A 23,217-nucleotide genomic window follows, 5' to 3' on the forward strand; every position below is an offset into this window, starting at 1 on the left:
ACCTGCAGCACCATCGCCTCGATGTGGCGCTGGTAGCCGCCAGTGGCAAACACCCGAAGCTGGAACACAGCGTGGTTTACAGCGAACGCCTGGTATTGATCGCCAGCGCGTCGAGCGCGCCCATCACTGGCGCTGCAGACCTGGCCGGCCGCACATTATTGGTGTGGCCGCCCGGCTGCCCCTACCGCGCCGCCCTGGAAAACTGGCTCAAGCCTCAGGACTTCAAGCCGGCGATTGCCAGCTATGCCAGTTGGGGCACGATCATCGGTTGCGTCAGCGCGGGGATTGGCGTGGCGTTGGCGCCCGAGGGCATTCTGGCGCGCTATGAGCAGGCCAACCCGTTGGCGTCCTATCGCTTCGAAGCGCTGGCGCCCGTGGACAACCTGCTGTTCTGGCACACCGACACCCAGCGGCACCTGGCACGGGACGCGTTCGCCGGACTGCTGCGCGAAACCTTCGGCTGACAAGTCCAAATGTGGGAGTGGGCTTGCAGTCAGTTAGGCGTACACCGCCCTCTGTAGGAGCGAGCTTGCTCGCGAAAAACGTCAACGATAACGTGTGCTTCCTGAATGAACGCGGTGCCTGTGAGTTTTTCGCGAGCAAGCTCGCTCCTACAAAAGCCTTGACTGACTGGCATTGGGGCAAGCCCCCTCCCACTTTTTTTAGATCTTCGGTGCAGTCAACCGTGCGTACTGGTCCCGACTGATCCAACCGGTGAACGAACGCTCGCCAGCATTGATAAATTCCACCTGCGCCCAGCCGTCCTTGAACGCCAGTACACCCACCACATCATGTTTGACGATGTAGGGCCGCTTTGTCGCTTTGGCGCCCGGCGTTTTCAACAGGTAAGCCTTCTCCGCCGATACCGTCACCAGGCCTATCCATTTTTTCCGCGCGGTCTGGCTCAACGCCAGGCCCGTCGCGATGTCCGGCATCAACACGTTGATGCAACCTGGATGCTGGCGACCTTGCTCCACGGTCAGGGTCACGCCGTCGGCCGCTGCCGCTACGCTGCCGGGATAAGCCGCCTCGCGCCAGGTGGTCAGCGCTTCGGGCTTACCTTGCAGAAAGAAGCTGCACCCCCGCGTCACGCCCTCGCCCATCGCTTCCGAGTAGAACCCCTCCACCTGCTGCTGCGGCGTCACCGCCAGCATCAGCCCTTCGTACTTGCCCGACTGCAACGCGGCAGACCCTGCAAACACGGGCACCACGACGCATAACGACAACACACCCATCGCCAGTAAACGCATCATCTTATTTTTTCCCTTCCAGTACGTCGTAGGCCTGCTTCATCAGCACGTCGTAGTTGCCGTAGTCCTCACCGTTATAGTTGCGCGCCATGGCGGTAAAGTCCTTGTTTTTCATGGCCGTCATCAACGCGGTATTTTTGCCGCACAGGCTCAGATAGGCCTTGAGCTGATTGCCAGCATTGATCTTCAAGGCCGCCACGAACTCGAACACGGTCTTGAATCCGCAAGACGCGAAATTGAACCCCATGATCTGGAACATGCCCCACGAGGCCGACAGCAACGCCGCTTCCTGGTCCAGGGCAAACGCCGTGGCCATGGTTTCCCAGGCCTTGACCTGGTCCTTGTTGTTGGCCTGCCACTGCGGGCCGGCTTTTTTCTTGTAGACGTACGACAGCAGCGGGTGCGACTGGTCGTAAATGTGCTTGGTGTACTTGCGAAAGTGATGGCCCTCGAAGGCGATGATCGGCAACTTTGCCGGCCCGAAGCCCACCTTCCCGCCCGACTCGATCGTGGCGAACGCCTTGATGACATTCACCGAGATCCCGTTACCCAATTGCTTGGCGGCGTTCTGGAAGTCCGTGTCGCTGAGCGTCATGCCGCCATCGCAGGTGGACTGCATCATCAACTGCCGGTTACGCCGTTCGGCCTCGATCACCGCACGCACCTGGTTCAGGTAGACATTGACGGTGGCCTGCACCGCATCGGCATTGTTATTGCCAAAGGCGTTGAGAAAACTCGGAATGCGCATCGTCGGGAAGGCCGTCACCGGCACCTTCAACGCCTCTTCGATCAGGCTGTTGAAGGTACGACCGGTAGGGTCGATCACGCCATCGGGGTGGGCGTACTTGAGATGACGGAACTGGTATTGGCTGATGCACTGCACCAGTTGGCCATCGCATTTGCCGTTTTCGGGCAGGGCGAAACCCAGCTTGGGAATGATCAGGTTGAATAGATACTGGATGCACTGAACATCGGCAGGCAAGTTGCGGGCTTTACCGGGCGTACCGACCGAGGCACTGATAAGACGAGGCAACCCTTGCAGGCTTTTCATGACGGACATCCTTGTGCGTTAAAGAAGCGATTGCGCTTCGATATCAAGTCCACGCCCTTGTCGTACTCTGAAACAAGTGACCGGCGCAAGCTAACAAGGTGCCTGGGGGTTGTCCAGAGAGGCTTTCGAAAGTTGTGAATCAGCCAGAATAAATCACTCAGTAGCCATGCACATCGCGGGTCTTCTGATACTGGTGGTAGTCGATCCACTCGACCACGTCATAGGGCAGATAAAGCTGCACGGTGGCGCGGGAAATGGCGATGTACACCGCGCACAAGCGCTGATCGAACGCATACGCGTCCTGGAACTTCACATTGGTGAGCAACTCGGGCGTGAGCAGGACCCGTTCGAACTCCATGCCGCCGGCGTCTTGCGCCAACATCAATAAACAGCGCTCGCCGGGGTGGCCGCTGAGCCTGCTCAAGCGTGTCACGTCGGCCACGTTGAAGCCTTTTTCCAGCTGTTCCTCGACCCACAGGAACGCCTCATCGAACCGGCACACGTCGCGCACCTGCTGCCAGTCGGCCATATCGCTGAAAAACGGATGGGGACCACGATCGCCGTAATCGCTGCCATAGAATTGCGGCTTGAACAACGCGATGACGGTTTCCATGAAATAGTTGAGATCCTGCTGCGCCTCGCTGCTGGCAAACGCACAGGCACAACGCTCTTCGCTCAGTTGAATGAGCCACTTCATGGTGTCCCAGCAGGACGCGGTCAGCACCACGCACCCTGGCGGCGGCACAAACCCCTGGGGATACAGCTCGATACCGACATCCGCATCCCGTGCGCCCTCGAAGAGCACCTTGCTTTTCTGCGAGTGCTGGCTGATCAACGGATTGACCAGGCGCTCGACATTGCGCCCGGAGCGTACGCTATAGCTCACATCCGTATGGCGAACCTCGCGGGCGCGCTTGACCAGCACCCCACTGGCCTGCTGATACTCGTCGCCCAGGGTGATCAGCACCTGGCGCCCGCGCTCGATGATTTGCAGCAAGGGCGCTGGAATGTCCTGGCTCTCATCAATCAACACATGGGTATAGCGCTCAGGCACCACACTGCCGGCGAGGCTGGCGCGCTTGATCATCAATAACGCTTCAAACCCGGTGTGAGCGTTCCAGGCCGGATTCGCCTCAAGGTAGCGCCATAACCGGCTGGAGTATTCGACCAGTACCTTGGCATCAACGCTGGACAGCGCTTGCTTGAAGTGCGGCAGATGTTTGGCCGACAGGCTGTAGTCCCGTGAGCCGCAGTAGTTTTCAAGCACCTTGAGGCAGACATCCAGCAGCGCCTGCCCTTCCAGATGACGAAAACCGAAGATGTTCAATTCCTGCGCCAGTGCCTGCTTGCTCGGGACACGTCCTTGGGTAGCCAACGGCTGTGACCTTGGGCCATGTAACAAGACGTGGGCAAACCCGTGGAAGGTTTGCCCGGCCTTTCTCTCCCGCACGCCCACCATGCGCGCGCGCAGGGTTTCCAGCTTTGCCGGTGTACGTGCCAGCAACAAGGTCTTTTCGGGGCGCAGATGCTCCATCAGCGCCACCAGCAGATGACTCTTGCCAATGCCGGCGTACCCTTGCACGTGCAGGTCTTCGTTCAGGTTGGCGCGAAAGGTGCGGACCAGTTTGTCCTGCTCGGCGCTCAACCAGCGCTCGCGGTGCCTGGGCGTGACCATCTGCTGGCGGAAGGGATTGTTGGTCTTGAGGTGACGGACTTTGTACTCGACGTCCCATTGGCCGTCGGGCAATAAATACTCTCGCGCCTGGACTTCATCCGCTAACAGAAAACGCAACTTCAGGCTCTTGACCACATTGAGGCCGAAGTACAGCTTGCGCGGGTCAAACAACCGTTGTGCCTCCGACAGCAAGCTCACAGCGGCCGAATGCCTGCCCTGCGCCGCCCAGCCAATCAGTTTGGCCAGCACCCTTTCAGCGCCCACTGCACTCAACTCGTGTTCCGGCATTTGCGCCAGATTCTGGATAACCAACACAGCGGCCAACTCCGGCTCACTCAGGGCCAGCAGCGCACCCGCACCGTCAGAACCCAACAAACCCGCACAGGTTTCATCGGTGATCGGCAAGAACACGGGGCTGGATAAATCAAAATGTTCCGAGTGCATACAGCCTCATGGCCAGGAGAGAGACGCTTGGGAGTATGCCACCAGTCGTGGAAGGGTCGTCATGCACTGCGCAATAAGCGTCACAGATGACTGGCTGAATAACTGAGATTTTTCTGGGAGGGTATTACAGGAGGGAGCGTTATGGAGGCAACCCCACCAGCCACACCCCGGCACACAATGTTCCCGCTGTGGCTGCTGCCTTCCGGCTCTGACCAGGTTCACGGGTAATCGTTGCGGGGGGACCGATGGGGTCACCATAACGACGCTGGCCTCTCGGCAAGCGGGGCCATTGTACCGATCTGATCGGAAGTTACAACCGTAAAAAATGAGAAGCTTCAAGTACTTGCCATAGCCTTCAATGATGACGCTCTCCCAGCCACTCTGTAGGAGCGAGCTTGCTCGCGAAAAACGTCAACGATAACGCGTGCTTTCTGAATTAACGCGGTGCCTGTGAGTTTTTCGCGAGCTTGCTCGCTCCTACAGACTGGCATTGGGGCTTGCCCCCTCCCACATTTTTTTCATCATTGTGCCTGCAGGACCTCATCGGCCCTGCCGCCCTCCTCCTGGATGACCAAGTGGATAAAGTGCAGCTTGGCAATCACCGCTGGCGGCAGCACGAAGGGGTAGAAATCCGGCTGGCCCATGGCGCGGGACAGTTCGTTGAGCATGCCGGCCAGTTCGATCCAGGCGTTGACGAAGGAGAGGAATGCCGCTCCACCAGGGTGTTCGGGGTCGTACAGGGTGGTCAGGGGAAACGGCTGGTAATCGAGGTCCATCTCCCGAGCGCTCATGCCAAACCCCAGGGCGGTGTCGACCGCGTCCATCATGTGCAGGTAGTGCGCCCAGGTCTCGGCCCAATCTTCCCAGGGGTGCATGGTGGCGTAGGCGCTGACGCAGGTTTGCTGCCAGTCCGGGCGTGGGCCGTTCTGGTAGTGCTGATCGAGCGCGTCGGCGTAACTGGCGCGTTCGTCGCCGAACAGGTTGCGAAACGGCTCGAGCCAGTGGCTGTTGGCGATCAGGCGGTCCCAGTAATAGTGGCCGACCTCATGGCGGAAGTGACCGAGCAAGGTGCGATAGGGCTCGTGCATCTGTACGCGAACCTTTTCACGATGGGCGTCGTCGGCTTCCTTGATGTCGAGGGTGATCAGGCCGTTGGCGTGACCGGTCGTGGGCGCATTGCCTTGCAGGTCGATGCCGACGAAGTCGAACGCCAGGCCGGTGTCTTCGTTGACGCTTTTGGGCACCACCTGCAGGCCCAGGCTGATCAGTTGGGCCACCAGTCGGCGCTTGGCGGTTTCCACCTTGCGCCAGCGCTCGGGATTTTCCGCGATGGACAAATCCGGAATGGTGCGGTTCAGGCTGCACGCTACGCACAGGGCCGAGGTGCTGTGCGCCGGAATCAGCCAGTTACAGGCCGCCGGGGTCTGGAGGTTGGCGCAGCGGCGAAAGGCGCCTGCGTCGAGGTCGGCGTCCAGCAGCCAGGTGTCAGCCACCGGACCTGGTTGCAGTGAAGACAAGCGGCTTTGCTGTGGGTGGTAGCCCAGCAGCGCCGAGCAGGCCAGGCACTGGCTGTTGCGAAAGAACAAGGACTGGCCGCAGCGGCATTGCCATACCTTGCTGTTACGCGAGGATCCGGCCATGAACGGTGCGGCGATGCGCGTGCTGAGTTGCTCGAAGTAGCGAAACATGGCGATCTCTCCCAGGGGTGACTGAGACTAGATCATTTCCCTCGCAGGATCGTTCCCACGCGTGGGAACGATCGTCAGACGGAGATGTTGTGCTTGGCGAGGAAAGCGACGAACGCCTCTTCGTCGAGCACTTTGAGCCCCAGTTCGCTGGCCTTGGCCAATTTGGAACCGGCGCCCGGCCCGGCCACCACGCAGTGGGTCTTGGCCGAAACGGAACCGGCCACCTTCGCGCCCAGGCTTTCGAGTTTGTCCTTGGCCACGTCGCGGCTCATCAACTCCAGGGAGCCGGTGAGCACCCAGGTGTGTCCGGCTTCCGGCAGGCCTTCGACGACCTTTTTCTCGCTCTGCCAGTGCATGCCGAAGTCCTTGAGCTGCTGCTCGATGGCCAGGGCGCGGTTGGCGTTGTCTTCGCTATCAAAAAAGTCGCGCACGGCCTTGGCCTGCTTCTCGGGCAGGGCCTGGCGCATGTCCAGCCAGTCGGCCTTGATCACGCCTTCGAGGCTGCCGAACTTGTCCGCCAGTTTCTGCGCCGCACCCGGCCCAACGGAGGGCACGTGCAGCTTGTCGAGCAGGCCGCCCAGGGTGGTGCTGGCGGCGAACTCGGCGCTCAGGTCGCCCTGCTCCTGCAATTGCAGGGCGCATTCATCGGGCGACAGCAGCGCGCCAATCACCTCCTGGTTATGGCTGTCTTCAAAGAAGCTGTGGATTTCGTGCGCCACTTCCAGGCCCACGTCCGGCAAGTACGTCAGCACTTCCGGCAAGGCCTTCTGCACCCGCTCCAGGGACGCCAGGGAGCGCGCCAGCACCTTGGCGGTCTCCTCGCCCACATCGGGAATGCCCAGGGCGTAGATAAACCGCGCCAGGGTCGGCGTCTTGCTGTTTTCGATGGCGGCGATCAGCTTTTTGCTGGAAATATCGGCAAAGCCTTCCAGGTCGATGATCTGCTCGTACTTGAGTTTGTAGAGGTCGGCCGGCGAGCCGATGAGTTTTTCATCCACCAGTTGTTCGATGGTCTTGTCGCCCAGGCCGTCAATGTCCATGGCGCGGCGCGAGACGAAATGAATGATCGCCTGCTTGAGCTGCGCGCCACAGGCCAGCCGCCCGACGCAGCGGTATACCGCGCCCTCGCTGACGGTTTCCTTGCCCTTGCTGCGCTTGACCAGTTGCGTGCGTTCCACGTGGGAGCCGCACACCGGGCAACTTTCGGGGATCTGCACCGCACGGGCATGTTCAGGACGACGCTCGGTAACCACCGAGACCACCTGCGGGATCACATCCCCGGCGCGGCGGATGATCACCGTGTCGCCGATCATCAGGCCCAGGCGCGCCACTTCGTCCATGTTGTGCAGGGTGGCGTTGGACACGGTCACCCCGGCGACCTTGACCGGTTTCAACCGCGCCACGGGCGTGACGGCGCCGGTACGACCGACCTGGAATTCCACGTCGAGCAACTCGGTCAGTTCTTCCATGGCCGGGAATTTATGCGCAATGGCCCAGCGCGGCTCACGGGCGCGGAAGCCCAGTTCCCGCTGGGCGGCAATACTGTTGACCTTGAACACCACCCCGTCGATCTCGTACGACAGGCTGTTGCGCCGCTCGCCGATGTCGCGGTAGTAGTCCAGGCATTCCTGAATGCCCTTGGCCAGTTTCAGTTCATGACTGATCGGCATGCCCCACTTTTGCAACTGCTTGAGGTTGCCGATATGGGTGTCACTGATGTCCGCCGTCACCTGGCCGATGCCATAGCAGCAGAATTCCAGCGGGCGGCTGGCGGTGATCTTCGAATCCAGCTGGCGCAGGCTGCCGGCCGCCGCATTGCGCGGGTTGGCGAAGGTCTTGCCGCCGACTTCCAGTTGCGAGGCGTTCAGGCGCTCGAAACCGGCCTTGGACATGAACACTTCACCGCGCACTTCCAGGGTGGCCGGCCAGCCGCTGCCGTGCAGCTTCAACGGGATGTTGCGCACGGTGCGCACATTGACGCTGATGTCTTCGCCGGTGGTCCCGTCGCCACGAGTGGCGCCGCGCACCAGTTCGCCATCCTGATACAACAGGCTGACCGCCAGGCCATCCAGCTTCGGCTCGCAACTGTATTCGACACTGGCGAACAAGTCCCCGGCCGGCAGATCCAGGCCCTCGGTCACCCGGCGATCGAATTCCAGCATGGTCGCTTCATCGAAGGCGTTACCGAGGCTGAGCATCGGGATTTCATGCCTGACTTGAGTAAACGCCGACAACGCCGCGCTGCCGACCCGCTGTGTCGGCGAATCACGCGTCACCAGTTCCGGATGTTCGGCTTCCAGGGCTTTGAGCTCATGGAACAGGCGGTCGTACTCAACGTCCGGAATGCTCGGCTCATCAAGGACGTGGTAACGGTAATTGTGCTGATCCAGTTCAGCGCGCAGTTCGAGGATGCGGGTATGGGCGGCGGTCATGGTGTTCTCTCAAAAAGCAAAAGAGCAGCCGAAGCTGCTCAAATGGTAGTGCGCTTATTCTATCCGACAACGCCGAGGCGTAATCCTCAGCGTTTTTGTGTCAGGGCGCGACGCTCGAACTCGACGATGCGCTGACGGTAATGCTCGATGGTCTGGGCGGTGAGGACGCTGCGTTGGTCGTCCTTGAGCTCGCCGTTGAGTTCCTGGGACAGCTTGCGGGCCGCAGCCACCATCACGTCGAACGCTTGCTTGGGGTGACGCGGGCCTGGCAGGCCGAGGAAGAAACTGACCGCCGGGGTGCTGAACAGGTCGATGTCGTCCAGATCGAAGGTGCCGGGCTTGACCGCGTTGGCCATGGAAAACAGCACTTCGCCGTTGCCGGCCATGCTTTCGTGACGATGGAAAATATCCATCTCGCCAAAGCGCAGGCCGCTCTCAAGGATGTTCTGCAACAGGGCCGGGCCTTTGAAGCCACCGGCATCACGGCAGATCACACTGATTACCAGCACTTCTTCAGCGGCCGGCTGATCGTTGACCGATTGGCGCGATGGGGCCTTGCCGCCGTTTTCATCCGGGAAATCATCGTCGCGGCTGCTGAAGCTCGGGCCTTCGTCGACGTCCAGGTTCAGGTCGCCCTGATGCGGCTCGGCCACGCCGGCACTGCCGCGCTTGCCACGCTTGGACGACGGCTCCCGGGCTTCACGCACCGGCGCGCTCATCGACGGCAAGTCGTGCTCGTCCAGCTGCGGTTCCTTGTGGGTATCCAGCACACGGGGCGGCCCCAGCAGCTCGGCGCTGCCGTCGTCGTCAGGTAAGTTGGACAGGTTTCGGTCCAGGCGAAATTTAAGCTTGCCCTTGCCACCGCGCATGCGGCGCCAGCCATCAAAAAGAATACCGGCAATGACAATGATGCCGATGACGATCAGCCACTCGCGCAGACCGATTTCCATGTAATCCCGTGCCTCTAATAAAAAATGCTGAAAAATAAGGGGTTTAGCACCGTGCAAACCGCTTTAAAACGTGGCGCCAACTCTATGTTCTGACTGACGTTTTGCCCACGCATACGAAAAATTGACATTAAACTAGCACGACCAAAGATAACTTTACACCGTCTGTCAAAATGCCTTGAGCAAATATGTCCATTTGCCACTTTTCCCAGACCGGTAAACCATCCTACAGCGTGCTGTAAAATTCCTTCCTGACAGACCTCAGGATTCCACCATCGCCATCGCTTCTTCCACATCGACGGCGACCAAACGCGAACAGCCCGGCTCATGCATCGTCACGCCCATCAACTGATCGGCCATTTCCATGGCGATCTTGTTGTGGGTGATATAGATGAACTGCACCGTCTGGGACATCTCCTTGACCAGCCGAGCGTAGCGTCCAACGTTAGCGTCATCCAGCGGTGCATCGACTTCGTCGAGCATGCAGAACGGCGCCGGGTTCAGCTTGAAGATGGCAAATACCAGGGCCAGGGCCGTCAGGGCCTTTTCGCCGCCAGACAACAAATGGATGGTGCTGTTCTTCTTGCCCGGTGGCCGCGCCATGATCGTTACCCCTGTATCGAGTAGATCTTCGCCCGTCAGTTCCAAGTAGGCACTGCCACCACCGAAAACTTTTGGGAATAACGCCTGTAAACCGCCATTAATCTGATCAAAGGTATCCTTGAAGCGGTTGCGGGTTTCCTTGTCGATCTTGCGGATCACGTTTTCCAGGGTGTCCAGCGCTTCGACCAGGTCGGCGTTCTGGGCATCCAGATAACGTTTGCGCTCGGACTGCTGCTGGTACTCATCGATGGCCGCGAGGTTGATCGCGCCCAGTCGCTGGATACGCGCGGCAATGCGCTCAAGTTCTTCTTCGGCGTCTTTTTCGTTGGCCTGGGCGGTCAGCGTGTTGAATACGCCGTGCAGGTCGTAGCCATCTTCGAGCAACTGGTCCTGCAGGGTCTTACGGCGCACGGTCAGGGCTTGCCACTCCATGCGCTGTTGTTCGAGCTGACCGCGAATCAGCTGGGATTGCTGTTCGGCCGTGGTCCGGCGCTTTTCAGCCTCGCGCAGTTCGCGGTCGGCGTCCTCCAAGGCGATCTGCGCGGTCTTGAGTTCTTCGTCGACGCTCATGCGCTTGTCGAGCAACTCTTCAAGCTTGAGGCGCAGCTCTTCCAGCGGCGCCTCGCCCTCCTCCAGGTTGAGGCTCAGTTGCTCGCGCTTTTCGGTGAGGCGTTCCGATTGCATCTCCAGGCGCTCAAGGGCCTGGGCCGTGGACGTGTGCTGGGCGCGCAGCGAGCCGAGGCGCACCGCCAGTTGGTGCGCGTGGTCCTTGTGCTGGCGGGCTTCCTGGCGCACGCGGTCGAGGCGTTCGCGCAGGCTGTCGCGCTGGGCCAGCAACAGTTCGCGCTGCTCGGTGTCCAGGGCCATGCTGTCGAGGGCTTCCTGCAACAGCAGGCGCGCTTCGCCGATCTGTTCGTGCTCCAGGACACGCTGCTCGCCCATTTCGGCGACTTCTTCGTCAAGGCGGGTGCGGCGCAGGGTCAGTTGCTCGACCTTGGCTTTGCTCGCCGACAGTTGCGCTTTCAATTCGCCTTGCTGGCGCGCTTCGTCCTGTAACAGACGGCGCAGATGTTCGCGGCCGGTCTCTTGCTGGCGCTGGGTGGCGCGCAGGGTTTGCAGTTCGGTTTCCAGGCTTTCGAGGGTGGCCTCGCGCTCTTCACGCTCGGCGCTCAGGTTGACGATTTCCTGGCCACGGGCCAATACGCCGCTTTCGGCCTCACTGGCACGGCGCACGCGCAGGAAATGGCGGCCGACCCAATAGCCGTCGCGACTGATCAGGCTTTCGCCGGCCGCTAACTGGCCGCGTTGGGCCAGGGCCTGCTCCAGTGATTCGACCGGTTTGACCTGGCCCAACCACGGCGACAGGTCAATCGCCGCCTCGACCTTGTCCAGCAGGCTGCCCGGCACCCGCGTGCCATCGGCTGCGGGACTGAGCAGGCGCAGGTCGCCCTGGGTGAAACCGGCCAGGTCGAAGCCGCCAAAATCATCCACCAGCACCGCTTGCAGATCAGCGCCCAGCACGGTTTCCACCGCCAGCTCCCAACCGGCCTCAACCTTCAAGCCTTCGGCCAGGCGCGGGCGCTCGGCCAGGTGCTGGTCGCGCAGCCATTCGGCGGTGCCGGTGCCGGGGTCCAGCGCGGCTTGCTGCAAGGCTTCCAATGAGGCCAGCCGCCCGTTGAGGCGCTGCAGGTCGCCCTGGGCCTGTTGCTGCGCCTGGGTCGCGGTGTGCAATTGCTGGCGCAATTGCTCGAGGCGCTCCACTTGCTGCGCTTCGCTGGCCTCGAGCTCTTCGAGGGTCATTTCGCTTTCGGCCAGTTGCTCGCTCAACTGCATGATCGCCGCGTCTTCCGGGTCGGCGGCGAGCAACACGCGCTCTTCCTGCAGGCGGCGCTGGCGTTCAGCCAGGCGCTCCATGCTGGTTTCCAGTTGCTGGATACGCGACTGCTGCACCTCGGCCTGGCGGCGCGGTTCGGCGGATTTGAGGTTGAACGTATCCCACTGCTCCTGCCAGCCGTGCATGCCGGTTTCGGCTTCTTCCAGGGCGGCGGCGGCTTCTTCGGCGGCGGCGCTGGTGATTTCCTGCTCGGGGGTGAGCATGTCCAGCTCTTCGCCCAGGGTCAGCAGCAAGGTGCGGTCGTGGCCCAGGTGCGATTCGGTCTCCAGGCGTGCGCGTTCGGCTTCCTTCAGATCGTCCTGCAACTGGCGCAGGCGTTGCTGGCCGTGCTGGATGCTCTGTTCGACCCGGGCGATATCACCGCCCACCGAATAGAAGCGGCCCTGCACCAGATTGAAGCGTTCGGACAGTTCATGGTGCCCGTCCCGCAGGCGTTCGATGCTGGCGTCGGCGTTGCGCTGCTCGGCCACCAGCGCTTCAAAGCTGACTTCCTGGGTGCCGATGATCGCTTCACGCTGGCCGACCTGGTCGTTCAGCGCCTGCCAGCGCAGGGCCGACAGTTGTGCCTTGAGCTGGCGCTCTTCGGCCTTGTACTCCTGATACTTCTCGGCCGCCTGGGCCTGGCGGTGCAGGCGCTCCAACTGGCGCTCCAGCTCTTCGCGCAGGTCGGTCAGGCGGGCGAGGTTTTCATGGGTGCGGCGGATGCGGTTTTCGGTCTCGCGGCGGCGCTCCTTGTATTTGGAGATGCCGGCTGCTTCCTCGATAAAGTTGCGCAGGTCTTCGGGCTTGGCTTCGATCAGCTTGGAGATCATGCCCTGCTCGATGATCGAATAGCTGCGCGGGCCCAGGCCTGTGCCGAGGAAGATATCGGTGATGTCGCGTCGACGGCATTTGGTGCCGTTGAGGAAATAACTGTTCTGGCTGTCGCGCGTGACTTTACGGCGAATGGAGATTTCCGCGTAGGCCGCGTACTCGCCGACCAGGGTGCCGTCGGAGTTGTCGAACACCAGCTCGATGCTGGCCTGGCTCACCGGTTTGCGGCTGGTGGAGCCGTTGAAGATGACGTCGGTCATCGACTCGCCGCGCAGGTTTTTCGCCGAACTCTCGCCCATCACCCAGCGCACGGCGTCGATGATATTCGACTTGCCGCAGCCATTGGGCCCGACCACCGCCGCCATGTTACTGGGGAAGTTCACCGTGGTCGGGTCGACGAAGGATTTGAACCCCGCCAGTTTGATGCACTTGAGCCGCACGTTTAGGCGTCCGCCAACGCTGCGATGACCAGCGAGCTGCTGCGCTGGCAGTAAGCCGACAGCACCAGGCGGATCTGCGTCAGGTCGCGGGCCAGCACGGCAGCGAGCAGTTGTTCGAACAGCGCGAGGTACTCGCTCATTTCCGCCTTGCGCTGGTCAAGGGCCAGGTAATAGGCGCGGTTCATCGCCGGCTGCAGGTTCTCGACGGTCTCCTGCAGGTACGGATTGTTGGCGAAGGGGTACGCGGCGCGCATCACATTGAAGCTTTCTTCGACAAAGGCACGGATGTCCTGGCGCTCGTAGCTGGCCATCAGGCGCTGCTGGATTTGCAGGAATGGCGCCATGTCGGCCTGGGTCTGCCAGCCTTCGGCCACTGCATTGCCAAGCAGGATGTACATCTCGCCCATCAACGTGCACAGGCTCTGCACCTTGTGTGCGGTGAGTTCGGTGACGTGAGCGCCACGGCGCGGCAGGATCGCGATCAGGTGCCGGCGTTCGAGGATCAGCAAGGCTTCGCGCACGGAACCACGGCTGACATTCAGCGCCAGCGTGACCTTCTGTTCCTGGATCCGCTCCCCAGGCTTGAGATCGCCGCGAATGATACGTTCGGCGAGGTGGTGAGCGATTTGCTCGGCGAGACTGTCCGGCGCCTTGAACGTCATGTTTTCCCTTCAAAATCTTCTATCGGTACAAGCGCGGCAGTGTAGCGCATTGGCCCGCTGATGGCGCTACGCCCACGGTGGCGAATTTGGCATGAAACACGCAAGCCTGAACCGCCATAAGCCCCTGAAAACAACGGTTCCAGAAGACTGGACCATAATTGAATGTGTTGTGACCGGATTTTCTTGACCCTTAGGTCAGAAAACCATTGACCGAAAAGTCAGACATGACTAGATTCGGCGCAAAGCGGTTAACAACAATAATGAGTCTGCGAGGCCTTCCGTGATCCAGTTTTTACTTAACCAGGAACTCCGTAGCGAGCACGCCCTGGACCCCAACCTGACCGTGCTCAACTATTTGCGTGAGCATGTGGGCAAATCCGGAACCAAGGAAGGCTGCGCCAGCGGCGACTGCGGTGCGTGCACCGTGGTGGTCGGCGAGTTGCACCGCAACGATCAAGGCGTTGAGCAGATCCGTTATCGCAGCCTCAATTCGTGCCTGACCTTTGTCTCGTCGTTGCACGGCAAGCAACTGATCAGTGTCGAAGACCTCAAGCACCAGGGCCAACTGCACAGCGTGCAGCAGGCGATGGTCGAGTGCCACGGCTCGCAGTGCGGCTTTTGCACCCCGGGCTTCGTGATGTCGTTGTTTGCCCTGCAAAAGAACAGCGACGCGCCCGACAGCCAGAAAGCCCACGAAGCCCTGGCCGGCAACCTGTGCCGCTGCACCGGTTACCGCCCGATTCTGGCGGCGGCCGAACAGGCCTGTTGCAACAAGCCCCAGGACCAGTTCGACAGCCGTGAAGCCCAGACCATCGCGCAGCTCAAGGCGATTGCGCCGACGCAAACCGGCGAACTCAACAGCGGCGACAAACGCTGCCTGGTGCCGTTGACGGTCGCCGACCTGGCCGATCTCTACGACGCCTACCCGCAAGCCCGCCTGCTGGCCGGCGGCACCGACCTGGCGCTGGAAGTCACGCAGTTCCATCGCACCCTGCCGGTGATGATTTACGTGGGCAATATCGAAGAAATGAAGCGCATCGAATCCTTCGACGACCGCCTGGAAATCGGCGCCGCCACCGCCCTCTCCGACTGCTACACCGCACTGCACCACGAATACCCCGATTTTGGCGACTTGCTGCACCGCTTCGCCTCCCTGCAGATCCGCAACCAGGGCACCCTGGGCGGCAATATCGGCAACGCCTCGCCCATCGGCGATTCGCCGCCGCTGCTGATCGCCCTCGGTGCGCAGATTGTGCTGTGCAAGGGCCAGACACGCCGCACCCTGGCGCTGGAAGACTACTTTACCGACTACCGCGTCACTGCCCGGCAGGACAGCGAATTCATCGAGAAGATCATCGTGCCCAAGGGCCATTCACTGTTTCGCGCGTACAAGGTGTCCAAGCGCCTGGACGACGATATTTCCGCCGTCTGCGCCGCCTTCAACCTGAAGCTCGACAACGGTGTGATCAGCGAGGCCCGCGTCGCCTTCGGCGGCATGGCCGCTACCCCCAAGCGCGCCAGGCACTGCGAAACGGTACTGGTCGGCGCCACCTGGAACGCCGCTACCGTGGAAAAAGCCTGCGCCGCCCTGGCCGAGGACTTCACCCCGCTGTCGGACTTCCGCGCCAGCAAGGAATACCGCCTGCTCAGCGCGCAGAACCTGCTGCGCAAATACTTCATCGAACTGCAAACGCCGCACATCGAGACTCGGGTGACCGCTTATGTCTAACCATCACGCCGTGGTAAAAACCCAGGCCGAACTGGCCGAGCTGTTCGCCCAGGACCTGACCTCCGGCGTCGGCCGCAGCGTCAAGCATGACAGCGCCGCCAAGCATGTCAGCGGCGAGGCGCAGTACATCGACGACCGCCTCGAATTTCCCAACCAGTTGCACCTGTATGCGCGCATGTCCGACCGCGCCCACGCGAAAATCCTCAGCATCGACACCGCGCCCTGCTATGCCTTCGACGGCGTGCGCATCGTGATTACCCACGAAGACGTACCGGGCCTCAAGGACATCGGCCCGCTGATGCCCGGCGATCCGTTGCTGGCCATCGACACCGTGCAGTTCGTCGGCCAGGTGGTGCTGGCCGTGGCCGCCCGCGATCTTGAGACCGCGCGTAAAGCCGCGATGGCGGCGGTGATCGAATACGAAGACCTGGAGCCGGTGCTGGATGTGGTCGAGGCGTTTCGCAACAAACACTTCGTGCTCGACAGCCATACCCATCAACGCGGTGATGCGGCCGGCGCGCTGGCGAGCGCGAAACACCGTATCCAGGGCACGCTGCATATCGGCGGCCAGGAGCATTTCTACCTGGAGACGCAGATTTCTTCGGTGATGCCCACCGAAGACGGCGGCATGATCGTCTACTGCTCCACGCAAAACCCCACCGAAGTGCAGAAACTGGTGGCCGAAGTGCTGGATGTGTCGATGAACAAGATCGTCGTCGACATGCGCCGCATGGGCGGCGGGTTCGGCGGCAAGGAAACCCAGGCCGCCAGCCCCGCCTGCCTGTGCGCGGTGGTGGCACGCCTCACCGGGCAACCGACCAAGATGCGCCTGCCGCGGGTCGAAGACATGCTGATGACCGGCAAGCGCCACCCTTTCTACATCGAATATGACGTGGGCTTTGACGACAACGGCCGTTTGAACGGCATCAACCTGGAGCTGGCCGGCAATTGCGGCTGTTCGCCGGACCTGTCCAACTCGATTGTCGACCGCGCGATGTTCCACGCCGATAACGCGTATTACCTGGGCGATGCCACAGTCAACGGCCATCGCTGCAAGACCAATACGGCTTCGAACACGGCTTATCGTGGCTTCGGCGGCCCCCAGGGCATGGTCGCCATCGAGGAAGTGATGGACGCCATCGCCCGCCATCTGGCGCTGGACCCACTGGCCGTGCGCAAGGCCAACTACTACGGCAAGACCGAGCGCAACGTCACCCACTACTACCAGACCGTCGAGCACAACATGCTCGAAGAAATGACCGCCGAGCTGGAGGCGAGCAGCCAATACGCCGAGCGCCGCGAAGCGATTCGCCTGTACAACGCCCACAGCCCGATCCTGAAAAAGGGCCTGGCGCTGACCCCGGTCAAATTCGGCATCTCGTTTACCGCGAGCTTTCTCAACCAGGCCGGCGCGCTCATTCATATCTACACCGACGGCAGCATTCACCTGAACCATGGCGGAACCGAAATGGGCCAGGGCCTGAACACCAAGGTCGCCCAGGTGGTGGCCGAAGTGTTCCAGGTCGACATCGACCGCGTGCAGATCACCGCGACCAACACCGACAAAGTGCCGAACACCTCGCCAACCGCGGCGTCCAGCGGTGCCGACCTGAACGGCAAGGCCGCCCAGAACGCCGCCGAAACCATCAAGCAGCGCCTGGTGGAATTTGCCGCACGCAAGTACGACGTCAGCGAAGCGGATGTGGAATTTCGCAACGGCCATGTGCGCGTGCGTGAGCAGATCCTGAGCTTCGAGGCGCTGATCCAGCAGGCGTATTTCGCCCAGGTCTCGCTGTCGAGCACCGGCTTCTACAAGACCCCGAAGATTTTCTATGACCGCAGCCAGTCGCGCGGACGGCCTTTCTATTACTTCGCCTTCGGCGCGGCCTGCTGCGAGGTGATCGTCGACACCCTGACCGGCGAATACAAGATGCTGCGCACCGACATCCTCCACGACGTGGGCGCCTCGTTGAACCCGGCCATCGACATCGGCCAGGTGGAAGGCGGGTTCATCCAGGGCATGGGCTGGCTGACCATGGAAGAGCTGGTGTGGAACAACAAGGGCAAGCTGATGACCAATGGCCCGGCCAGCTACAAGATCCCGGCGGTGGCCGACATGCCGCTGGACCTGCGGGTGAAGCTGGTGGAAAACCGCAAGAACCCGGAAGACACGGTGTTCCATTCCAAGGCCGTGGGCGAGCCGCCGTTCATGCTCGGGATTGCTTCGTGGTGCGCGATCAAGGATGCGGTGGCGAGCCTGGGTAACTATCGCCAGCAGCCGAAGATCGACGCGCCGGCCACGCCCGAGCGGGTGTTGTGGGGGTGTGAGCAGATGCGCAAGTTGAGCGCCGCTGTGGCGGTGGATACCGAAACCGAGTTGGCTTCGCTCTAGACCGAGGCGCTGCCATCGGGGGCAAGCCCCCTCCCACATTTTGAACTGTGAATACCTTCAAGTGTGGGAGGGGGGCTTGCCCCCGATGACGGCCTGACAGACACCACAAGAGGTGACTATGAACAACTGGATCAGCGCCCTCGCCGACCTGCAGAACCAGGGCGAGCCCTGCGTACTGGTGACCATCATCGAAGAGCTCGGCTCCACGCCGCGCAACGCCGGTTCGAAGATGGTAATCAGTGCCGCGCAGACTTTCGACACCATCGGCGGCGGGCACCTGGAATACAAGGCGATGCAGATCGCCCGCGAGATGCTCGCCCGTGGCCAGCAGAACACCCACCTGGAGCGCTTCAGCCTCGGCGCGAGCCTGGGCCAGTGCTGTGGTGGCGTCACCGTGCTGCTGTTCGAACCGATGGGCCAGGTGCAGGCGCACATCGCGGTATTCGGTGCCGGCCACGTGGGGCGTGCGCTGGTGCCGTTGCTGGCGAGCCTGCCGTGCCGGGTGCGCTGGATCGATGCCCGTGAGCAGGAATTCCCGGAGAACATCCCGCAAGGCGTGCGTAAAATCGTCAGCGAAGAGCCGGTCGACGAAATCGCCGACTTGCCGGCGGGCAGTTACTGCATCGTCATGACCCACAATCACGCGCTGGACCTGGAACTCACCGCCGCCCTGCTCAAGCGCAATGATTTTGCCTACTTCGGCCTGATCGGCTCCCGGACCAAACGCGTCAAGTTCGAACACCGCCTGCGCGATCGCGGCTTCGATGCCGCGCAACTGCAACGCATGCGCTGCCCCATGGGCCTGACCGAGGTGAAGGGCAAATTGCCGGTGGAGATTGCCATCTCCATCGCCGGCGAAATCATCGCCACCTATAACGCCAATTTCGGCCAGCACACCGCCAGCGCCGAACCCATTGCCAAATTGCTGCCGGTGTCACGCCGCAGCCAAGCTATCAATTGAGATCACCATGCCTTTGACCCGCAAAGCCTACCGCGCCGCCATCCTGCACAGCATCGACGACCCTGCCATCGTGGGCATTGAAGCGTCCTACGAATATTTCGAAGACGGCCTGCTGGTGATCGATAACGGCCAGATCAGTGCGCTCGGCCACGCCAGCGACTTGCTGCCGACGTTGCCCGCTGACATCGATATCACTCACTACCAGGATGCATTGATCACCCCCGGCCTGATCGACACCCACATCCACCTGCCGCAGACCGGCATGGTCGGCGCCTATGGCGAGCAGTTGCTGGACTGGCTCAACACCTACACCTTCCCCTGTGAAAGCCAGTTCGCCGACAAGGCCCACGCCGAGGAAGTCGCGGACATTTTCATCAAGGAACTGCTGCGCAACGGCACCACCACCGCGCTGGTGTTCGGCAGTGTGCATCCGCAGTCAGTAAACGCGTTCTTTGAAGCGGCCGAAAAACTCGACCTGCGCATGATCGCCGGCAAGGTGATGATGGATCGCAACGCGCCGGACTACCTGACCGATACGCCGCAATCCGGCTACCAGGAAAGCAAGGCGCTGATCGAGCGCTGGCACGGCAAGGGCCGCCTGCACTATGCCGTCACGCCGCGCTTTGCGCCGACCAGCACGCCGGAGCAACTGGCGCTGGCCGGGCAACTGCTGGGCGAGTACCCGGACCTGTACATGCAGACCCACATCAGTGAGAACAAGCAGGAAGTCGAATGGGTGAAGGAGTTGTTCCCGGAGCGCAAAGGCTATCTGGATGTGTACGACCACTACAAATTGCTGGGCGAACGCTCGGTGTTTGCCCACGGCGTGCATCTGTGTGACGACGAGTGTGCCCGGCTGGCGCAGACCGGCTCGGCCGTGGCGTTCTGCCCGACGTCGAACCTGTTCCTCGGCAGTGGCCTGTTCAACCTGCCGATGGCCGAGAAGCACACACTGAATGTCGGCCTGGGCACCGACGTGGGCGGCGGCACCAGCTTCTCGCTGCTGCAAACGCTGAATGAAGCCTACAAGGTCATGCAATTGCAGGGCGCGCGGTTGAGCCCGTTCAAGTCGCTGTACCTGGCCACCCTGGGCGGCGCGCGGGCGTTGCGCCTGGAAGACCGGATCGGCACTTTGCAGCCGGGCACGGACGCGGACTTCCTGGTGCTGGACTACAACGCCACGCCGCTGCTCAGCTACCGCTTGAAGCAGGCCAATAACATTGCCGAGACGTTGTTTGTGCTGATGACACTGGGGGATGATCGGGCGGTATTGCAGACCTACGCGGCCGGCAATCTGGTGCACCAACGCTAATTTCAGAGGCACCAAAAAACCAATGTGGGAGGGGGCTTGCCCCCGATTGCGGTGGATCAGCCAACCTATGCATTGACTGACACACTGCTATCGGGGGCAAGCCCCCTCCCACATTTTTATCCCCGGTGAATCAGGGAAATTACAGTTTTACCGAAGAGCGCCCCGCCTTCTTGGTCTGCAACAGATGCGAGAACACCGCATGCAAATCATCCGATGCACTTTCCTCATCGAGGTTGAGCTTGCTGTCGATGTGATCCATGTGATGCATCATCAAATCCACCGCCAGTACCGCATCCCGGGCTTCGATCGCGTCGATCAACTGGGTGTGCTCATCGTAGGAACAGTGCGAGCGGTTGCCGCTTTCGTACTGGGCGATGATCAATGAGGTCTGGGACACCAGGCTGCGCTGGAAGCTGATCAGCGGCGCATTCTTCGCCGCTTCGGCCAGCTTCAGGTGAAATTCGCCGGAGAGGCGAATACCGGCGCCACGGTCACCACGGGAGAAACTGTCGCGTTCGTCGTTGACCATCTGGCGCAACTCGGCCAGTTGCTCGGCGGTAGCGTGCTGCACTGCCAACTCGGTGATTGCCCGCTCCACCAGACGCCGCGCCATGAACACCTGGCGGGCTTCATCGACGCTCGGGCTGGCGACGACCGCGCCACGATTGGGCCGCAGCAACACCACACCCTCATGGGCCAGGCGCGACAACGCGCGGCGAATGATGGTACGGCTCACGCCGAAGATTTCGCCCAGTGCCTCTTCACTCAATTTGGTGCCAGGTGCCAGGCGTTGTTCGAGGATCGCCTCGAAGATATGCGCGTAGACGATATCGTCCTGGGTTCCGCTGCGACCGGTCTTGCCGGCGCGCGGTTGTTTCTTGAGAGGTTGCAACTGTTCGTTCATGGGCACTCGGGTAGGGAGAACGGCGGCGAATTAACGGTAATACGACAACTTTAAGGTAATACGGCAACAGGGAGTCGCTGGCAAGTATCGCCTGAAAACACGGCACATTGTACACAACCCAATGCGCCAACACACTGTACGGCTGTTTGCGGCGCCGGCTGTATTGCAATGGGTCGTTACGTTTGAGTTTAGGCTTGATTCCACGATTTCCCATGAACGACATCCCACTGTAGGAGCGAGCTTGCTCGCGAAGAACCCAAGGGCGCCGCGTTTAATCTGATTGCCCGCGTTATCGTTGGCGATTTTCGCGAGCAAGCTCGCTCCTACCGCGTGCGGAGTCAGGTAAAAGGAACACCCTTTCATGACCGACGCCACCCAAGCGCCGCTGCGCCCGCTGGCCGACACTTCACCTTCGGCCATCGTCGCCGGTTTCATCGCGATGATGACCGGCTACACCAGCTCGCTGGTGCTGATGTTCCAGGCCGGACAGGCCGCCGGTTTGACCACGGCGCAGATTTCCTCGTGGATCTGGGCGATTTCCATCGGCATGGCGGTATGCAGCATCGGCCTGTCCCTGCGCTATCGCACGCCGATCACCATCGCCTGGTCGACACCCGGCGCGGCGCTGTTGATCACGAGCCTGGGCGGCGTCAGTTACGGCGAGGCCATCGGTGCCTACATCACCTGCGCAGTGCTGGTGACCCTCTGCGGGCTGACCGGCAGTTTTGAAAAACTCGTCAAGCGTATCCCCGCGTCCCTGGCGGCGGCGTTGCTGGCGGGGATCCTGTTCAAGATCGGCAGTGAAATCTTCGTCGCCGCGCAGCATCGCACCGGCCTGGTGCTGGGGATGTTTTTCACTTACCTGATCATCAAGCGCCTGTCGCCGCGTTATGCGGTGCTGGCCGCACTGGTGAGCGGCACCCTGCTGTCGGGCTTGATGGGGTTGCTGGATTTCAGCGGTTTTCATCTGGAAGTCGCAACACCGGTATGGACCACACCGCACTTTTCGCTGGCGGCGACCATCAGCATCGGTATCCCGCTGTTCGTGGTGGCGATGACCTCGCAGAACATGCCGGGGGTCGCCGTGCTGCGCGCCGACGGCTACACCGTGCCGGCCTCGCCATTGATCACCAGCACCGGCCTCGCCTCGCTGGTGCTGGCGCCCTTTGGCTCCCACGGCATCAACCTGGCGGCCATCAGCGCGGCGATCTGCACCGGGCCGCACGCTCACGAAGACCGCAACAAGCGCTACACCGCAGCCGTCTGGTGCGGGGTGTTCTACGGGATTGCCGGGGTGTTCGGCGCCACATTGGCGGCGCTCTTCGCCGCGTTGCCCAAGGAACTGGTGCTGTCGATTGCGGCACTGGCGTTGTTCGGCTCGATCATCAATGGCCTGAGCATCGCCATGAGTGAGCCCCGGGAGCGGGAAGCGGCGTTGATCACCTTCATGGTCACCGCGTCAGGCCTGACGTTGTTTTCCATTGGTTCGGCGTTCTGGGGGATTGTGGCGGGAGTGTTGACGCTGCTGATTCTGAACGGGCGCAAGGCATAAAAAAACGGCGACCCTCAGGTCGCCGTTTTGTTTAGTATCACTTGGCCGCGTTGATCGGCTTTTCCGGATACCACACGTCCAGCAACGGGCTGACTTCAGCCTTGGTCAGCTCGGAACGGGTTTTCAGCCAGGCTTCAACGGCAGCACGCTGCTCTTCGTTGACCGAGCCACGCTTCTGCAGGCAAACCAGACCGTAGTCATCGCCGCCGACATAACCCAGACCGTTGGCTTCCATGGCTTCTTTGATGAATGCTTCGAGGAAAGCGTCGATAGCTTCTTCACTCAGGCCTTCTTTGAAGTCCAGGTTCAGTTCGAAACCCAGCTCTTGAAATTCATCAACGCACAGTTTTTTGCGCAGACGCTGGGAACGGTTAGTCGCCATTGGAACAATCCTCTTAAGTAATAACGGCCGGCACTTTAGCAGTTTAAGGCGGCAATTGCCCGACTCTCTGGGACGGGCGGCGTTTG

Annotated in this window: 16 protein-coding genes and 1 other RNA gene; 6 read left to right on the plus strand and 11 right to left on the minus strand. The window is 61.3% G+C overall.

The annotated features are described in order from the left end of the window. A partial coding sequence (locus tag BFP96_RS21965) for a LysR substrate-binding domain-containing protein (protein WP_256549183.1) occupies positions 1-464 on the plus strand: 464 nt, incomplete at its 5' end. A gap of 198 nt (positions 465-662) precedes the next feature. Here the strand turns inward: BFP96_RS21965 and BFP96_RS21970 are convergent. From BFP96_RS21970 to BFP96_RS22010, 9 genes are all read right to left on the minus strand, one after another. Beyond that, a complete protein-coding gene (locus BFP96_RS21970; protein WP_065937003.1) occupies positions 663-1,253 on the minus strand; it encodes a hypothetical protein in 591 nt (196 codons plus the stop codon). A 1-nt stretch (position 1,254) separates the two neighbouring features. Then, positions 1,255-2,301, minus strand: coding sequence for an N-acetylmuramidase family protein (locus tag BFP96_RS21975; protein ID WP_065887876.1), 1,047 nt, complete (start codon positions 2,299-2,301; stop codon positions 1,255-1,257). A gap of 157 nt (positions 2,302-2,458) precedes the next feature. Then, on the minus strand, positions 2,459-4,420 hold the full coding sequence (locus tag BFP96_RS21980) for an AAA family ATPase (protein WP_065892361.1): 1,962 nt from the start codon (positions 4,418-4,420) through the stop codon (positions 2,459-2,461). 151 nt (positions 4,421-4,571) lie between these two features. Further along, positions 4,572-4,668, minus strand: an RNA gene (gene ffs / locus BFP96_RS21985) — signal recognition particle sRNA small type. A gap of 273 nt (positions 4,669-4,941) precedes the next feature. Beyond that, positions 4,942-6,108, minus strand: coding sequence for a zinc-binding metallopeptidase family protein (locus BFP96_RS21990; RefSeq protein ID WP_065937004.1), 1,167 nt, complete (start codon positions 6,106-6,108; stop codon positions 4,942-4,944). 74 nt (positions 6,109-6,182) lie between these two features. Beyond that, positions 6,183-8,540, minus strand: a complete 2,358-nt coding sequence (gene ligA, locus BFP96_RS21995) for an NAD-dependent DNA ligase LigA (RefSeq protein ID WP_065937005.1) — start codon at positions 8,538-8,540, stop codon at positions 6,183-6,185. Positions 8,541-8,626: 86 nt separating this feature from the next. Further along, positions 8,627-9,490, minus strand: a complete 864-nt coding sequence (zipA, locus tag BFP96_RS22000; protein ID WP_065892358.1) for a cell division protein ZipA — start codon at positions 9,488-9,490, stop codon at positions 8,627-8,629. Between the two features lie 258 nt (positions 9,491-9,748). Then, on the minus strand, positions 9,749-13,237 hold the full coding sequence (smc, locus tag BFP96_RS22005; protein ID WP_065937006.1) for a chromosome segregation protein SMC: 3,489 nt from the start codon (positions 13,235-13,237) through the stop codon (positions 9,749-9,751). A gap of 2 nt (positions 13,238-13,239) precedes the next feature. Further along, entirely contained in the window at positions 13,240-13,899 is a 660-nt protein-coding gene (locus tag BFP96_RS22010) for a GntR family transcriptional regulator (RefSeq protein WP_065937007.1), read from the minus strand. A gap of 280 nt (positions 13,900-14,179) precedes the next feature. Here BFP96_RS22010 and xdhA point away from each other — a divergent pair, with 280 nt between their 5' ends. The 4 genes from xdhA (at position 14,180) to guaD (ending at position 20,293) form a co-directional block, all read left to right on the plus strand. Beyond that, positions 14,180-15,628: a xanthine dehydrogenase small subunit gene (gene xdhA / locus BFP96_RS22015; RefSeq protein WP_065937008.1), complete on the plus strand. Its 1,449-nt coding sequence runs from the start codon at positions 14,180-14,182 to the stop codon at positions 15,626-15,628. Further along, positions 15,621-18,020 (plus strand): xanthine dehydrogenase molybdopterin binding subunit, encoded by a 2,400-nt coding sequence (gene xdhB / locus BFP96_RS22020; RefSeq protein WP_065937009.1) that lies wholly within the window; start codon positions 15,621-15,623, stop codon positions 18,018-18,020. The genes xdhA and xdhB overlap by 8 nt, the downstream gene beginning before the upstream one ends. 118 nt (positions 18,021-18,138) lie before the next feature. Further along, positions 18,139-18,981, plus strand: coding sequence for a xanthine dehydrogenase accessory protein XdhC (gene xdhC / locus BFP96_RS22025; RefSeq protein WP_065937010.1), 843 nt, complete (start codon positions 18,139-18,141; stop codon positions 18,979-18,981). Between the two features lie 7 nt (positions 18,982-18,988). Then, positions 18,989-20,293, plus strand: a complete 1,305-nt coding sequence (guaD, locus tag BFP96_RS22030) for a guanine deaminase (RefSeq protein ID WP_065887866.1) — start codon at positions 18,989-18,991, stop codon at positions 20,291-20,293. A 139-nt stretch (positions 20,294-20,432) separates the two neighbouring features. Here guaD and BFP96_RS22035 read toward each other — a convergent pair whose 3' ends face one another. Beyond that, positions 20,433-21,197: a GntR family transcriptional regulator gene (locus BFP96_RS22035; protein WP_065887865.1), complete on the minus strand. Its 765-nt coding sequence runs from the start codon at positions 21,195-21,197 to the stop codon at positions 20,433-20,435. Positions 21,198-21,558: 361 nt separating this feature from the next. On the opposite strand from BFP96_RS22035, the gene BFP96_RS22040 reads away from it, so the two are divergent. Further along, the gene (locus BFP96_RS22040; protein WP_065892352.1) at positions 21,559-22,749 is read left to right on the plus strand and encodes a benzoate/H(+) symporter BenE family transporter; all 1,191 of its coding nucleotides are present in this window, start codon (positions 21,559-21,561) and stop codon (positions 22,747-22,749) included. Positions 22,750-22,786: 37 nt separating this feature from the next. On the opposite strand, the gene BFP96_RS22045 is transcribed toward BFP96_RS22040, so the two are convergent. Next, positions 22,787-23,131, minus strand: a complete 345-nt coding sequence (locus BFP96_RS22045; protein ID WP_057721210.1) for a YggL family protein — start codon at positions 23,129-23,131, stop codon at positions 22,787-22,789. Positions 23,132-23,217: the final 86 nt, after the last annotated feature.

Source organism: Pseudomonas sp. 34 E 7 (assembly GCF_900005715.1).
Taxonomy (GTDB): Bacteria; Pseudomonadota; Gammaproteobacteria; order Pseudomonadales; family Pseudomonadaceae; genus Aquipseudomonas; species Aquipseudomonas orientalis_A.

What these genes read in the sequence shown, in the direction of transcription:
- zipA (WP_065892358.1), bottom strand. Translation starts at nt 9,490, where the DNA reads ATGGAAATCGGTCTGCGCGAGTGGCTGATCGTCATCGGCATCATTGTC.
- BFP96_RS22040 (WP_065892352.1), top strand. Translation starts at nt 21,559, where the DNA reads ATGACCGACGCCACCCAAGCGCCGCTGCGCCCGCTGGCCGACACTTCA.
- BFP96_RS21970 (WP_065937003.1), bottom strand. Translation starts at nt 1,253, where the DNA reads ATGATGCGTTTACTGGCGATGGGTGTGTTGTCGTTATGCGTCGTGGTG.
- BFP96_RS21990 (WP_065937004.1), bottom strand. Translation starts at nt 6,108, where the DNA reads ATGTTTCGCTACTTCGAGCAACTCAGCACGCGCATCGCCGCACCGTTC.
- BFP96_RS21975 (WP_065887876.1), bottom strand. Translation starts at nt 2,301, where the DNA reads ATGAAAAGCCTGCAAGGGTTGCCTCGTCTTATCAGTGCCTCGGTCGGT.
- ligA (WP_065937005.1), bottom strand. Translation starts at nt 8,540, where the DNA reads ATGACCGCCGCCCATACCCGCATCCTCGAACTGCGCGCTGAACTGGAT.
- BFP96_RS22010 (WP_065937007.1), bottom strand. Translation starts at nt 13,899, where the DNA reads ATGACGTTCAAGGCGCCGGACAGTCTCGCCGAGCAAATCGCTCACCAC.
- guaD (WP_065887866.1), top strand. Translation starts at nt 18,989, where the DNA reads ATGCCTTTGACCCGCAAAGCCTACCGCGCCGCCATCCTGCACAGCATC.
- BFP96_RS22035 (WP_065887865.1), bottom strand. Translation starts at nt 21,197, where the DNA reads ATGAACGAACAGTTGCAACCTCTCAAGAAACAACCGCGCGCCGGCAAG.
- xdhC (WP_065937010.1), top strand. Translation starts at nt 18,139, where the DNA reads ATGAACAACTGGATCAGCGCCCTCGCCGACCTGCAGAACCAGGGCGAG.
- xdhB (WP_065937009.1), top strand. Translation starts at nt 15,621, where the DNA reads ATGTCTAACCATCACGCCGTGGTAAAAACCCAGGCCGAACTGGCCGAG.
- BFP96_RS21980 (WP_065892361.1), bottom strand. Translation starts at nt 4,420, where the DNA reads ATGCACTCGGAACATTTTGATTTATCCAGCCCCGTGTTCTTGCCGATC.
- BFP96_RS22045 (WP_057721210.1), bottom strand. Translation starts at nt 23,131, where the DNA reads ATGGCGACTAACCGTTCCCAGCGTCTGCGCAAAAAACTGTGCGTTGAT.